Annotated in this window: 9 protein-coding genes and 1 pseudogene; 2 read left to right on the top strand and 8 right to left on the bottom strand. The window is 41.1% G+C overall.

What is annotated here, in order from left to right:
• Positions 1 to 433: 433 nt before the first annotated feature.
• The 8 genes and pseudogenes from AC0J20_RS22435 to AC0J20_RS22400 all read right to left on the bottom strand — a co-directional run bounded on the left by AC0J20_RS22435 (position 434) and on the right by AC0J20_RS22400 (position 12,343).
• The gene (locus AC0J20_RS22435; RefSeq protein ID WP_473023453.1) at positions 434 to 1,297 is read right to left on the bottom strand and encodes a WYL domain-containing protein; all 864 of its coding nucleotides are present in this window, start codon (positions 1,295 to 1,297) and stop codon (positions 434 to 436) included.
• Positions 1,290 to 2,156: a DUF7281 domain-containing protein gene (locus AC0J20_RS22430; RefSeq protein ID WP_473023452.1), complete on the bottom strand. Its 867-nt coding sequence runs from the start codon at positions 2,154 to 2,156 to the stop codon at positions 1,290 to 1,292. Before AC0J20_RS22430 ends, AC0J20_RS22435 begins: the two co-directional genes overlap by 8 nt.
• A gap of 12 nt (positions 2,157 to 2,168) precedes the next feature.
• The gene (locus tag AC0J20_RS22425) at positions 2,169 to 3,422 is read right to left on the bottom strand and encodes a hypothetical protein (protein ID WP_473023451.1); all 1,254 of its coding nucleotides are present in this window, start codon (positions 3,420 to 3,422) and stop codon (positions 2,169 to 2,171) included.
• Positions 3,419 to 4,066: a condensin complex protein MksE gene (locus AC0J20_RS22420; RefSeq protein ID WP_473023449.1), complete on the bottom strand. Its 648-nt coding sequence runs from the start codon at positions 4,064 to 4,066 to the stop codon at positions 3,419 to 3,421. Before AC0J20_RS22420 ends, AC0J20_RS22425 begins: the two co-directional genes overlap by 4 nt.
• Positions 4,059 to 7,721 carry an ATP-binding protein gene (locus AC0J20_RS22415; protein WP_473023448.1) on the bottom strand — a complete coding sequence of 1,221 codons (3,663 nt, stop codon included), beginning with the start codon at positions 7,719 to 7,721 and terminating at the stop codon, positions 4,059 to 4,061. Before AC0J20_RS22415 ends, AC0J20_RS22420 begins: the two co-directional genes overlap by 8 nt.
• Positions 7,722 to 7,835: 114 nt before the next feature.
• A pseudogene (locus AC0J20_RS22410) lies at positions 7,836 to 8,199 on the bottom strand (ISAs1 family transposase); the annotation flags it as partial.
• A gap of 152 nt (positions 8,200 to 8,351) precedes the next feature.
• The gene (locus AC0J20_RS22405; protein ID WP_473023446.1) at positions 8,352 to 10,523 is read right to left on the bottom strand and encodes a type II toxin-antitoxin system HipA family toxin; all 2,172 of its coding nucleotides are present in this window, start codon (positions 10,521 to 10,523) and stop codon (positions 8,352 to 8,354) included.
• Positions 10,520 to 12,343: a RecQ family ATP-dependent DNA helicase gene (locus tag AC0J20_RS22400; RefSeq protein ID WP_473023445.1), complete on the bottom strand. Its 1,824-nt coding sequence runs from the start codon at positions 12,341 to 12,343 to the stop codon at positions 10,520 to 10,522. The genes AC0J20_RS22405 and AC0J20_RS22400 overlap by 4 nt, the downstream gene beginning before the upstream one ends.
• Before the next feature lie 84 nt (positions 12,344 to 12,427).
• Between AC0J20_RS22400 and AC0J20_RS22395 the strand changes: the two genes are divergently transcribed.
• On the top strand, positions 12,428 to 12,805 hold the full coding sequence (locus AC0J20_RS22395; RefSeq protein WP_473023444.1) for a hypothetical protein: 378 nt from the start codon (positions 12,428 to 12,430) through the stop codon (positions 12,803 to 12,805).
• A gap of 2 nt (positions 12,806 to 12,807) precedes the next feature.
• Positions 12,808 to 14,469, top strand: a complete 1,662-nt coding sequence (locus tag AC0J20_RS22390) for an ATP-binding protein (protein WP_473023443.1) — start codon at positions 12,808 to 12,810, stop codon at positions 14,467 to 14,469.
• Positions 14,470 to 14,498: the final 29 nt, after the last annotated feature.

Genomic DNA, 14,498 nt, shown 5'->3' with positions numbered 1-14,498 from the left:
GGCTGGTGTGCCGGAAGCGATACATACCGCCATGAAGTATTGTTTGGAAATAATTAACCAAGTATATTCAAACCCTTATCGAAACCCCAAGGATAGATACTTTTTGTTTCCTTACAGCTGTCGAATACATTACTAGTGGAATATCACCGAGTGGCTTTGAAGATTGGGCGTAACTCGTCAGTTGCAAATTTGGCTTGCAACAAAACTCTGACTTATTAGGATCCCTTTGCTGCCCACAGGGGATGCCATAGAACTTCCTTTTCAGAGAGATGCGTACCATATGTACGTTGCAAAGCTGAATGCAGGCATGAGGGTAAACGGTATTAATGGTATCAGGATATCCTTAACGCCCCGATGAGACTGCCATATTTGATCAAGCTCTAAGTGAAATATGGAAGACTAAATCCATACCCCTTCATTTTAATGATTACAATTATAAATTGTCGTCATGGCTAAAGCTAAACAGCAGAGAAATAACTTCGTCATTTAAGCAAACAGCCAATGGCTTTTCGTTTGGATCATCGTGGTGAGGGTCTGTGCTGATACGATGGAACTGCAGGTAGTAAGGTAGTAACGCTCTCTTAACACTTACTCGAAACGGTTTATCATGACCATAGTCAAGCAACACAAACTCTTGCAATTTGTCAGGCAAACTCGGATTAGGCTTTATAGTAACGCTTATTAATTCGTGCCAATTTATATCTTCTGCAGGCTTTATTGAAGACGGCTCTGTTAACAATATCCTTTGGATCCGATTGATATTAAAATCCTTGAAGGACTTAGATTGACCACAAAAAGCACGGCAGTGCCAGCGGTTGCCATTGCTGGCAATGGCATGAGGATGTATTACCCTAACTTTCCCTTCCGGTCTGGTCTTTGACCGATAGCTCACAGTTATTGCTTGTTTATTTCTTATGGCTTTATAAACCCCATTGAAAATCTTAGGATCAACTTGTTGAATTGGTTTAATGGCGCTTTCATCTATTAGGGATTTATCAATACTCGCATTCATTTGAGCTGTTGAATGAATAAACGAAAGATAATCTCGCCATTCATCACTTATACGATGTCTTTCAAACTTTTCCGAAGCGATATACAGTTTTTCGAATGATCTTTGTTGATACTCCAGATTGTCTGGATACTCGTTTTGGTATTCTTGTATCTGTTTCCGTGCAGTAAGTAGTGAAACATCCAAGTGCTTTGACAATATATTGCTATTTACTCCTCCTTCCCAATATACCAAGTATTCAATGGCTTGAAAGCGAATATGACGTCGTTTTGTCTCGGTATCAGTCATTCACAATTACCTCTTGCCTGTCTAAACATTCAAATTCAATATCATGCGAAATAAGTCTCTCCTGTGTAAAGCTGCCATCTAAATCTTGGAAAAAGTCATAATGCTTTTGCATCCACCCCGGCGTTCCATTGGGAAATTTAACCACTAATTCGTTTTTTTGCTGTTTAAGGTCTTCAAAATTGGCTTTTAGCCCGTTCTTTTTTATTGAATCTGTTTTCGGCAATATAAATCTATCCCATGGCCATTCCATCATCTTGATGAGGCCAGATATATCGTAGTCATAAAAGCCGAACACAGGTATTTGAAAATTTGTTCGCCACTTTGCAATAGCGCCTTCATTGTTACCCCCAAATTGAGGAGAGCCACGATATACTATCATCGTATTTTTAGGTACCAATGGCGCAAAAAATGTTGCGTTAACTAAAAAGGTGTCGAGATTTTCAATCACGAGAATACCTTCGGCTTTTATTTGCTTAACATCTACTGGCCGAAGTAAATGAAATCCTTCTGAAGGCATGGACAATAACGCACCATTTATAAAGACATTTCCGATGGATTTGTGCGGAACAAATGTTTTATAGACGAACACTCCAGCCCCTTTTTCTTTAAATTCTTGTTTGGCTTTAGTCAATCGAGAAGACTGTTTTGGCTGGTAACTGTTTGTGTCTATTCCATATCTTTCGCACCAGTGTTTTGCAATTTCAGCATCTGCGGTAGAATAAATGATAGTGTTATTGCCCTGTTTTCTGCCGATATGTAATTCATCAGCTAAAGCCTGGGCAGATTGTGAACTGGCGGTAGTCTTTTTAATATTCGCTATATCGACCAGTAATTGCTTTTGTGTGCTATTGAGTTTCAAATGTTATTTGCCTCAAGCCAGTCTCTTACTTGCATCGAAGAGTACGTCTTTAACTACACGGTTTCCCGAATAATCAGAGTGGCTTTCAAATTTAATTCGTACTGTGAATTGGCGCAACAAGCGTGCTTTGCTGGGGGCATTCTTCATTATTTGGGGTTGACGATGGCAATAATGCAACCAATAAGCAGTACGGACATTTTCAGATTGTGGAAATGAATTATAAAACTCTATGGCACTCATTTGTGATTTGGATGTGATGATGTTTCTAAGTAGAGAGTTGAACATCAATCTGACTTGTTTAACTTCTCGCTCTTTTTGAAAAGATGCGTAGTCTACCTGGCCTGACGATTCTCGAATATATTTTGATTTACTTTCAGGTTTTTGTAGTGCCAATGCATGAATCGTTTGTCTGTATTGCTCAAGTAACTCATCGTCGTAACTATTGATATCAACGTTGGTGGAAACGTAAATCGATGGTGCCACCAAAAAAAACGGCATTGAATGTGCTTTTTGCCTAGCATTATCCAGTAGTGCACTTGGGTCATTTTTCAAGAGCGCGTCCAACCGCTGAAGCTGACTTGTTCTTAGCTCTCTCTTTTTTCTTAGATGGAGCGCAGATCGGATTTCCTGTCTAAGATTCCGTGCGCTATCTAAATATTCAGTCATATCCAAAAAGAATCGAACTTTCAACGTGTCCAAAAAGGGATAATCGATAAACACTTCATTATCAAAAAACAGCTCCAGCTTTTCTCTCGCAGCCATCAGTTGATCAAGTTTGTTAAGTAATAGTTGTATCTTCTTAAAACGTTGCTGTCCGTATTCGATATTACCCAGAGCAATTTTTGCCTGCTCATAAATATTTTTAGCTTTGTCTGCGACAAAATCGGCAATTTCAAAACAAATTGACTTTAATTCATCTTCTTCCTGCACCATTCTTTCTTTGTCTTTGGTGGCAACCGCTTCTTGGTATTCAAACATTGACAGGGTTAATGCTTCCACCTGTGCCCCGATATCGACACTCAGATCGCGCAGATGTATTCGATTAAGTCCTTTATCCAACAACTGTCGAGTTTCTTTAGACAATCGATACATATGCTTATCGACGGGGCGAATGACCCCCATAGACTTAAGTGTCTGGAGCCTTTCTTCTTCCTCTTCGGGGAAAAACGAGCCTGCTTTCTCGCCGTAACACTTAGATAATAAATGACGGTGCTTATAAATCGCTTCGATGAACTTAGTGGCCTCAATAGTGTTATCTATACTCATAATTTCATCTGCATCTTCATCTGGTCGTTGTTCGGTTCAGGCTCTGTAGAGCCTAACTGCTCATTCTCAGCAATGAACAACATGATTTCTTGCATAACATCAAGCTTTCCGGTTACAAGATACCTTTCAGTGATTTTATCTTGCAGGACTAATAAGCCTTCCTTTTCTGCTTCTTTGAATAGTGTTTTGACTTTGTCGGTAATGGGTGAGTCCTTTCTCTTTATCCAATCGAGCCTGGTCAGGGTGTCAATATGGGCCTGATTGTGTTCAAGACCGGCTATTACTTCTGATATTTTTATGGTTTCACCACCTTGCAAAAATACTTTGTTTTCCGATGAAGACGTAAGTGCACTGGAAATGATATCCAAGAACCCCAGTGTTGGGCGGATCTTTTGGCGTATATGATTGAATTGTCTTTCTGCTTCGGTCTTTTGATCAATAGTATTTTTGTCATGGACAACATAGTAAGTAGATTGCGAATCATTGAACACTAGTTTCCTGCCAAGGGTCTCCAGGCAATTCTCTACTTTTAACCTGGTGTCTACATCATCTTGTAAAATAACAAAATTATCAGGATCGCTAAATTGACAAATGAACTTCCCTTCCAGAAGTTTTGTTGTTATCGCTTGGAGACGCTTATCCATAGTTTTTCTCCAACTCCGATAAAGGATCAATATCCTTTTCGTTGATCAGTACTTTATTACCTTTTTCCAATCCAAACGTATACGTATTATCGAATCCGGTATACACGGCATCGTCGGTGACAGTGCAGGCAGAGAGCAAATGAATATGATTATCTTTAAGTAACTGGAAAAGTGTTAAAATATTCTCTGGGTCAATATCGGCAAGTTCGTCCAAACTCCAGTTAAAGTGGATCACATTATCTGCCCGCCTCATATTCAAAATACCGATGAATATCGAGAGGACTATAAGGTTGCTGATACCATTAGAAGAAACTTGCGTTTTTTCAGAGTTAATTTTTTTGAGGCTATTGGCGCGTTTTGTAACACCCTGGTCATCGATAGTAAACTCAAAATCAATATGCTCATGGACGTCGTTGATACTCAAATCGGTTGTGCTAGATAGATCAAGGAATCTCTCTATCGCATCAATTAATTTCTGATGAGGTAGTTTATCAACAGCATTGAGATTCGTAGAAATCCCCCCAACGTCTTGTTTCCACACGGCATACTCTTCATCAATGCTTTTTACAATTCGCCAATTGTCACTGTCCGCATATGTGAAGGTCACTTTGACTTCTAAGTTATTAATCGCGCCAAAATGGGTCGCCTGATTCATGTGAGCATTCAGGCCTTTACTGAACTTATTGATCATGCGAGAGAAGCGTTCAAAATATCTTACGAAGGTTTCGATTTTGATCAGTTGTTCGGCATTCCCCATGAACAGTTGATAATCTTTAAGAAAAATACCTTCGGTAAAGTAGTTAAGAATATGCTGAGCTGTAACAATGGTGTCACTTTTGTCCCCACCGGCTCCCTGGTAATAACGAAATGCACCAGTGCCTGGCCGGTTAAATCCTATTCGTAATGCTCTTTCGCTGGCGAAAATTTTAGTTTTTGCGTTGGCAAGCCGCTCTTTAGCGGAATCAAATCCATCTACGATCATATTTGCGTTAAATGCTTCATGATCAAAAGACTTTTCTGTTGTTGCAGTGATTAGAATCTGAGGCGAGTCAATAACATTTTGTAACTCTCGTAACTGAATACCTTTTTCCTGATCTTCATTGTGGTATTTTTGACTGGTAAGACTACTTTTTGAAGTAAGTTCTCTTTTATGTTTTTCAGCATTTTCATAATCTGCGACAGCCTTATTTCTATTTTCCTCGGCTTCTGCAATTTCCTGCAATAGGTCAGAGTACCTGGGAATATAGTCATTGTTCATGAAACCATCGTAAGCCAGTTTGGCGTTTTTATATCGAGTTAGCCTTTGCTCGAATGCTTTAATCTTTCTGATTTCATCGTCTAGCTTTTCAATGTACTTTGGATCTATACCTTTATCTTCCAGCTCTCTTTGATACCTATCTATTACATCTTGTTTTCGCAGTGCTATATCTTCGGTTAGTTGTTTATTATCTTTTTTAATGCGCTTAACAGTGCCGCTATAGTTGGTTTCAATACCCTCTAATAATGTTTGTAATTCTTCATCAAACTCCGCTTTAAGTTTATCAACGCTTTTATTCAACGTGATTTGGTGCTCATTGATACTTTGAGCTTCTTCTTTTAATCTTTTGACCTGTTCTCCAAGCTTGTTTTTTTCTGAAACGACAAGTGATTTCAACCGTCTGATTTCGTCACCCAGGGCCTTATTTTTAAGGCCAATAGCGTCTTTAATATTCTTATGGACTTGCTTTTGTTCGGATATCTCTGAACGGAGGGCGTCGAGGTTATTTGAAGTTTTTTCTGACGCTTGCAGTGCCTTTTTTAACTCAGTATTCTTTGTGTGGATACTACTGCGCAAATCTTTAATAACTTCAACCAGCTCGTCTTTATTCGTTATCAAATCAAAGTTCTGTATTAAGTTCTCAGTAGCGATTTCTACACCAAATATCGCTGTGGAAGATGCTTCTTTGAGGACAGGCTCTAATTTGGGTTGTAACAATATTTCCGGACGTAATGCCTTTCCAAATGTATCGGGCCAGTTGGGGGTGTTATCTTGTAAAAATGCCACCAGAGAATTCTCAGGAGGCGATTCAAAAGGGGCTTTTTCACCCAGTTCATCTTCTAGTTCATCCAGCTCTTTTAAAAGACGAAAGTAGTGCTTGTCTTGATCGGATTTTTGACCTTCTAAACCCACATATTGACCTTGCAAGCGCTCCAGACAATAGAACACTTCATCACGTTGTTCGCTTAACTCAACGATTGCCTCTTCGATGAGCGCTTTCTGGGCGTATTCCGTGTCGTCCAGTCTGAAATGTTGAATAAACATTTCTTGTTTCGCTATCTCAATGTTTAATTCAGATAAAGTACCTTCATTAGCTTTGATTTGTTTCGTTATGGGTTTAAGAGCGAGGCTTTTCTTGTTCAGATGCGCATTGGTAAGAACTTCCCGCTCTTCAAGCAGTGATGATTTGGCGTCACTAAGCGTTTTTTCAAACTCCAGCTTCCCGGTACTTATTTCATTTTCCAAAGCTGTTATTGCTCTGATCTTCTTTTCCTCCAGGCTTCTTTCTGACTTTAACAATTCATCTTTTTCCGCTTCTAATGTTGCCTTTTTTAGCAACATTGGAGGCTCCTGAGCGACCAGAGAGTCAAAATCATCAGGCACGCGACTTAATGATCCTTTCTTCGTTCTATCTAAGGTGTCCCTTTCGCCTGTTAATTCGTCCAGATGCGCTTGTTTTTGGGCTTTTTCAGACTCCAGCCGGTCAACTTCAATGCCCTGTTTACGAATACTTTCGCTCAGTTCTCTTTTTTCTTCCCGGTATCGGCCAAGCGCTAATGCCTTATCCTCTGTTATCGCTTCATGCTTATTCTTTGCGCATAAATAATAGTCTTTCTGTAATGACAGTGCGCTGTTGTACTCTGCGAAATATGCTTCCAGGTCTGCGATGTCGGTTTGTTGTTCAGATAACCATTTTAACGCTCTGTATTCATCCAACCAGGAACGAATGAATGCCTTTTCAACTATTCCATCAGGTAGACGGATACTTTGTTGTAGGTCGGTATTCACCCAATCTTTGATAATTTGGGTCAGCTCAGTATGTCCTGCGTTTTTACTGAACATACTGGTCATGAGTTTTTTCATTCGAGTCATATCCAGTCGCAAAGGACCAAGCCCATAATCAATATCTTTCCCGCCTAATAAGATATTCGTTTGCTCCCTATCAGTAGATACATTCTTGATCTGACCAGGATATTTAAGTTTTTTCTCCCTTATCCATTGGAATGAGTCTTTTGGTGACGAAGTCGCTTCATTCCAATAGTCTTCAAGGTGATACCCCGTAGGCAAAAAATGCCGGAAATACTTGTCTCTGTCAGATGGGTGGGGAGAATACACCAGTGAACGAAGTTTTCCTCTGGACAGATATTCAAAGACTAGATAGCTGCCATTGCGTGGCAAATACCGCATCACAAAACCCTGATGATTTGCTTGAGCATCTTCTTTAATTCCCAGAGTAATTGGACTTTCACCATAGAAAAGAACTGCAAGCTTTATTAGGGATGTCTTTCCCGCAGCGTTGCCACCCAAAATGTTAGTGTGGCCGTCAAGTTTGATTTCATAAATACGTCCCGGTAAGTAGGAGTCGATTAGAATTAATCTGGTGAGGCCGTAATCCATATTGATGATTCCAAGGTGTGTATAATTATGTATGTATAATATTATATATGCGTATAGCATAAATATTACCGGATGGAAATGAATTTAAGTCCTCTTTTGGGAGGAAAGGCACGGCTAGCTCAGTTTAATCATTGATTCTAACAGCACTGAGCGAAATTCATCGTCCAGTGCTGCCATTTTCTTCTTGCGCGCCATGCTGGCTTTCACTGTATCATCCTGTTCAAACAAATTAAGTGCTATTTTCTCAGCACATTAAAGGCCAATGCACCATTGCCTTTTCGTATTCTTGACTCATCTTCTCTGAAAGTCATATCTAACATCCAGTGCATACTCTCAACCTGTCAGTGACTTCTGAAGCATGCAGGGCCTGGGCGGCGCCGGGAAGTAGTGAACTGATGTACTAACGCGTTTCTTCTGTTGTTTTGCCGCTTACTTTTTCTTCAGTCGGGGCGATTACTTTGATAATCGTTTTTAGTCCTGCCCATAGATACTTCTTGGCAAGTCACAGGGGATTGACAACTAACTATAACGCCGAAGGAAAATAACGGTTAATGCTGGAACAATGCTGATAGCGGAAATTCGATTTAACATACTAAAGCATGTGTTTGTATTGAAGATGGCTTGATAATCTCAGAAAAAATTCATGGGATTCACATTTACTTTGACCTCAGGAACATCCTTGTCAGGATGATGCTGTTGAAAGTATTTTCGGTAGTTGTCTCCGATAAAAACTAATAGGCTTTGTAGATCTGATAGGGCTTCGGGATGTTCATTATGAAATAGTGATGGTGGATTTTCCATTAATTCACTAGTCGCACGAAAGGTATCATTGATTAAGTTATCAATAATAGAGTGACATTTAGACTCCGTAAAGCCAAGAGTATTAACGCCAAAGCCGACAAGGCCATCATAGTCAAAATTATGTGAACCATTGAGCCGCAGGCCATGAATGAAATTTTGAGTTTTATTGCAACATAAAACATCGTATGCCGGTGAAAGCTGGGAGCTTATGAGTGTGCCGTCAGCATCATATTGTCGCAAAATAGATAAATTCTTCAGGTGTAAGTCGTTGTTCCCAATGAGCGGGTTTAATATGAGCAATTTATATAATTGTTCTGCGTCGCGTTGGGGGGTATCCGATATTGAGAGTAATCGAACCGCTACCTCTTCGTAGCTACCATCATATTTACCGCTGCAGGGGGTGTTCATCAATGAACTGAAATCCTCGGCAAAGTATAGATTCTTATCGCCTGCATGGGCAATATCAAAACGCTCAATGAGGTAATTAGGGAAGGCGATATTGGTTTTATTAAGCCTATCAAACCCGTCGGTTAATGCGTTGCTAAACACAATATTTGCATCACTAAGCTTTAATGGATTGTGTGACGTTGTGGCAGATGGTTCAGGGGTAAATTGTGTAATAACGTTTTCGCCGTGATTTGGGATTAACGCAAACTCAGGAGTGGCTATTCCACTTGCTCTGGCCATATACATGCCAAGCCATTCCATAATTTCTATATCGCGCCAGTTAGCGTTAACGGGGTACTTCATAAGGTGCGTTGCAACAAATTCATCACTTTCACGGCATAGAACAAAATCATCTCCATTGTGCTGCAGGCTGACTGGGAACTTCATTGCATGTCCTGAAAGGCGTGTCTGATAACGGTCATCATTAAAGGTTTTGTGCTCGCTTGTTTTGCCAGTAAACACGGGGAAGTCTAGTAATTTCCCGGTAAAGGTATGGTCTTCAGATGCCTGAGCCAGAGTGTATTTATGTTTAGCAATAGGGACAAAGCGCTCCGACTCTGGACGTCGAATAGCAATATTACCCAGGCAGTTAGGTTCATGTGACAATTCATCTTCAAAAACCGAGCGCGGATTTTCACCATCAGTGGGTTCTCGCATGATGTGATGAAGCACTGAAGGCATTCCATTGAAATAACTGAAAGTACTGTGATTATGTAATTGTGTAGCAAAAGGCAGTGGCCATGAGCCAGTTTTGTCCATCTGCCACAGAGTATCCTGTCTTGTCAGAGTCGCAGCTGGCTTCCCGTACCAAAGCAGATGATAATCAACTTTATGACTAATAAAATCAGGGGAGACATGCTCAAACAAGAATGCCTGCATTTGTCGATTGTAGGCACGAGGGTTGCGTATCCCCTGTTGACGTAAGTAATCATTAATTTTCTGGGAAAATGTCTGTAGATTATCAGCTCCAAAATCTAACTGCTCGATCAGCGCTGTTAATGTTGCTGGGCTGTATAAGGCTGTCACCATGTCGGGTTCTAGTCGGTGCAGGATATTCATTAGCGCGAACTCTGGTGTCTCGCACAGTAGCGTCGAACCATCGAGGGTGTTTTTATGTGTCTTGATATCGTTATCGGTAACATTCGCTCGAATGCGAAGATATGAAAGATACACCGGTTTAAATGCGTTTCGATTTGCTGAATCAATGAATGGAAGAAACTCTTGCCCGATCGCCGTATTGAGTTGTTCTTTGGATTTAGTGGTGGTTTTAATTAGGGCAATCTCATCCTGTACAAAATTATCCAACTTAAGCGCCGCTGAACCGATAACATGGTGTGGCTGAGCGCTGGATTTTATGTAAAATGGAATAAGTTCCAATGCGTGCTGTCGTATGAAAGCATTAGTTGCAGCGATACTTTCTTTACTATTGTCGTGAAGGATAAATGGGTTATCAACCAGTATTTTCCTAAACTGTCCAAGTTGTAAAAGTCGACCGGATTGTAGCCCCTCAATAATATCATCCTCATTGAGTGAGGCAGGATCATAAAGTTTCATAGAGTGATTACCTGTGACAATACAGTGCGAGATTTCGCCTTTTCAACCAGACTTAATATGTCTAATCCTAAGTGCTGTAACTGCGTAGAGCTCAAGCCTATATAAGACAGTGAATATATATCATCGGGTAAGGTATTAACAATTTCTATAATGTGGACATCTGACAGTATCAGGTGTGCACTAACATGCAAGACTTTAGCTTTTTGTGCTTTTAGCTGGTGCAACTTCTCAGTTAGCCAATGTTGACTCCCTGTCAAGCGGTCCCTGGTTGGACGTAATATGCTGGTTTTAATTTTTACAGGGGAATGGTCAAGACAAACATCGCAGTTCCCACATTGCTGAGGTTCAGCTGGCAGATTTGGTTCACCCAGGTATTCCAGCAACATATATCGTCTGCACGCTGTGGCATAAAAGTAAGATTCAACTGCGTGGAGACGTTTAGTAAACTGTTCGGCTCGTTGAGTCAGGCGTTCTGTATCAATGGTCGCATCCTGATGAGCAATGCAATAAAGAGTGTCAAAGCAATCTTTTCCATTTTGGGTTGAGATCATTGTTTGTCGATGTAAAAACCCACTGCGAACAAACTCATCCAGTATTGTCTGAATATTATGGCAAGTGACTCCGTTTTTGATAAGATCCGGGAGTGTTTTGGGGTCAACTGGCATCGGTTCATTTCCGGTTTCACTTGCATATCGTAACCAGAACTCCCTCAACGCCTGATAGGATTCCGGGCTGGGATGTTGAGCGTCCAACCGTTTGCGAAGAACACTAAAATCATAATCCTGAAACAGGGCATAGTGGACGGCACTTTGCTTGTCTCGACCGGCTCTGCCGAATTCCTGGTAAAGATCTTCAAGGCATGAAGGGGGTTTATGATGGATCACCACCCTGATATTGGCTTTATCCACCCCCATACCAAAGGCTTTTGTGCACACCATTATATCCAATTCATCATTGGTAAAAGCCTGTTGATTTCTGGCACGGTCATCTTTACTCATGCCAGCATGATAAGCTTCTACTTTGTAACGATTTAATCGTAATCGTCGGTATAACGTGTCAACATCTCGACGAGAGGTGCAGTAAATAAGCGTTGGTTCATACTTGTGTTTTTCTAATAAGTCTAATAGTACGAATAGTTTTTCGTCTTTACCCGGTTTGACTTTCATCACGTTTAAAGTGATAGCGGGCCTGTCCATCGAGTGGATAAAGAAACGAGGTTCATGTAATGGTACGCAACGTACAATATGACGTCGTACATCTTCTACAACCGAGGCAGAAAATGCGCACTTTTGAAATTTGAACGCACATCCGTCTCGTTCACTTATATATTTTTCTATTTCGCGTAGGCGTGTCATTGCATTCACATAGCCCGGACGAAAAGCTTCTCCCCAATCGTGCAATACATGAGCTTCATCAATTACGATAAAACTGATACGCACCTGGTGAAGTAGTCTGGTGAAGGTTTCACTCAGTAAGCGTTCCGGAGAGATGTAAAGCAGCTTGAGCTGATTGTGGTATGCCTCAGTCATGATTTGTTGTTGCTCTGACATTTCAATATCAGAGTGTAAAGCTTTGGCTGATACACCTATTGCCTGCAGCTGCACAATCTGATCATGCATCAGTGATATCAGTGGCGTGATAACTATACACAATCCTTCTTGCATCAATGCTGGCAACTGAAAGCATAAACTCTTTCCCGAGCCTGTATGCATGATAGCAAACACATCTCGGCCTTGGTTTATAGCGTCGACTATATCTCGTTGACCAGGTCTGAAATTGGAAAAGCCGAAGGTGTTATAAAGTTGAGTTAATTCCGGCATCGTTTTTTTTGCAAATGAACTTGCAAATATATTAACTGTTATGCATCATTAAGGCAACATTAAAAATGACAGGTGTCAGATGATATGGACAGTATTCAACAGCGAATTGCAAAGTTAGAAGGCGTATTTGCGCAAAAAAGACTGCAAAAAGAAAAAACTATTGAGCAGGCTCAAATATTGTTTGGGACGGAAGAAATGGATGAGATCCGAAGTCGGATTGCTGAGATAAACGAAGTTGACTCGCAGATTAAAGAATTGCGCAGCACATTTGACCCGCTTTTGGATAGTTCGGTATCGCTACTGGAGCGTGGGCAATCGGTACCAAGTGAAACAATAGAAAAAATCAAATCAGCGACGGAGTCGATTGGTTTACTAATCCGCAAGCGTAATTTGCTTTTTAGCGCTGAAGGGTTAAAAACTTTAAGGGATAAACACCCTGAATTGACTCGCAATGTGAGCTGAGCATGCAATTTCATACTCCTTCACGGGCCCAGCGGCTTTCGAGACTACAGGGCAAACGCGATCATGCTATAGCTCAGAGAGTGGATGTCGTTTGCAGGCGTGAATCGTTAGAACAAACGTTAGCGCAGGCTGACGATGTTAAACGGTTGCTTAACCAGTTACAAAGTGAAGTTCAACAGCATAATATGGCTTTGTACAGTGAATTGTTGTCTGTATTGGTGCGCGAAGTATTTGAACGCGACATGTCAATTCAACTGGTTACCAGCATTGTTCGAAATAAAGCACACCTTAGCCTGGAAGTACTGGAAGATGGTAGGCGCTATGATCTTATTCGGCATAGAGGTAAATCGTTGCTAAACGTGGTGGTGGCCGGTTTACGCCTGATTAGAGTGGTGCAGTCAGACAGCAGACGTTTTTTGTTTTTTGATGAAGCAGACTGCTGGCTGTCGCCAGATAGGGTAGAACGGTTTGTCATGATTTTAAGTGCCTTGTGTGAACAGCTAAATATACAACTGGCCTATATTTCGCATCATGAACTGAGTGATGAGGTAAAGGCACAATGTACCACTGTGCAACTGAGTCGTGACGATGGCAGTTTAATTGCCATAAATAATTCACCAGGTCATAGGCTCGATAAAACTATAAAAGCACCACTTAGAGAAGAAGTTAGCGTGTTGCATGGTGGCTTTGGCTCTGAGTGGTTTTCCGGTGCCGGGATCAAGCAGATAATACTGGAAAATATTCAAAGTCATGACAACACAGTTATCCCTTTGGCAAGTGGTTTGACATACGTCAGAGGTGCTAATGAAATTGGTAAGTCGGCGATTTTTAGAGCGTTGGTTGCGCTCCTTACAAACAACCCTGATAGCGGATTGATTCAGGATGGCCAGCAGGAGGCACAGGTCACCATTGTCGTTGAAAATGATGTAAGAATTGTCTGGGTGTTTCTCACTGAGAAGGGGCCCAGTCAGTATGATGTGTTTCAGGGTAACAAACAGATAGGCCATCATGTTTGTAAAGCGGGGGAAGTTCCTGACCTGGTCAGACGTATCGTAAATTTGCCCGGCGAAAGTGTTGGTAATGCTCATTTTGTGGAGCAGGCAGATCCTTTGTATATTCTTAGTCCGCAAATAAAACCATATGATCGTGCAGCGTTTTTATCGATTGATGAAGAATTCGTTCACATTAGCCAAATGAAAGTCGCATATCAACAGCAATTAAAAGTGCTAAAGAATGATATATCCGTTTGCGAACAGCAATTACAAGGTTTTGAACAGACCTGTCGACAATTACAGTCGCTGGATGTTCTTGAGGCTTTTGAGCAGCAGTGGCAGCAATATCAACAGCAAGCACAATTTAATATGTTAGTTGACATAGACAGTGAACAACGGACGGAAGATGAAGACGTGCTGTCTTGTCTGTCACAGTATCAAAATACAGTGGCACAAAGTCTTCGTGGCATGAATCATCCAGTATTAACCTGGACCAGACTAACTCATTATAACCATGACAAAGAAAGTCTGGAGACAATCCGCAATTATCTGGCGTGTGACAGGCAAGAAAGTACAGCGGTTCAGGTCATCTTAGATCGGTTTCAGGATAACGAGCATTCAGATAGCCCCCTGTGTCAGGATAGTTGTCGCCTCAGTTTTTCGTATTGTTAGACAGGGGGTGGATGACAGGTTTGAGTGAA

Source organism: Planctobacterium sp. R6 (assembly GCF_055755215.1).
This window is presented reverse-complemented; position numbering and strand designations above follow the sequence as displayed.

Bases quoted from the DNA above. Each gene is read 5' to 3' on its own strand.
- AC0J20_RS22435 (WP_473023453.1), bottom strand. From the start codon at position 1,297: ATGACTGATACCGAGACAAAACGACGTCATATTCGCTTTCAAGCCATT.
- AC0J20_RS22425 (WP_473023451.1), bottom strand. From the start codon at position 3,422: ATGAGTATAGATAACACTATTGAGGCCACTAAGTTCATCGAAGCGATT.
- AC0J20_RS22420 (WP_473023449.1), bottom strand. From the start codon at position 4,066: ATGGATAAGCGTCTCCAAGCGATAACAACAAAACTTCTGGAAGGGAAG.
- AC0J20_RS22415 (WP_473023448.1), bottom strand. From the start codon at position 7,721: ATGGATTACGGCCTCACCAGATTAATTCTAATCGACTCCTACTTACCG.
- AC0J20_RS22405 (WP_473023446.1), bottom strand. From the start codon at position 10,523: ATGAAACTTTATGATCCTGCCTCACTCAATGAGGATGATATTATTGAG.
- AC0J20_RS22400 (WP_473023445.1), bottom strand. From the start codon at position 12,343: ATGCCGGAATTAACTCAACTTTATAACACCTTCGGCTTTTCCAATTTC.
- AC0J20_RS22395 (WP_473023444.1), top strand. From the start codon at position 12,428: ATGGACAGTATTCAACAGCGAATTGCAAAGTTAGAAGGCGTATTTGCG.
- AC0J20_RS22390 (WP_473023443.1), top strand. From the start codon at position 12,808: ATGCAATTTCATACTCCTTCACGGGCCCAGCGGCTTTCGAGACTACAG.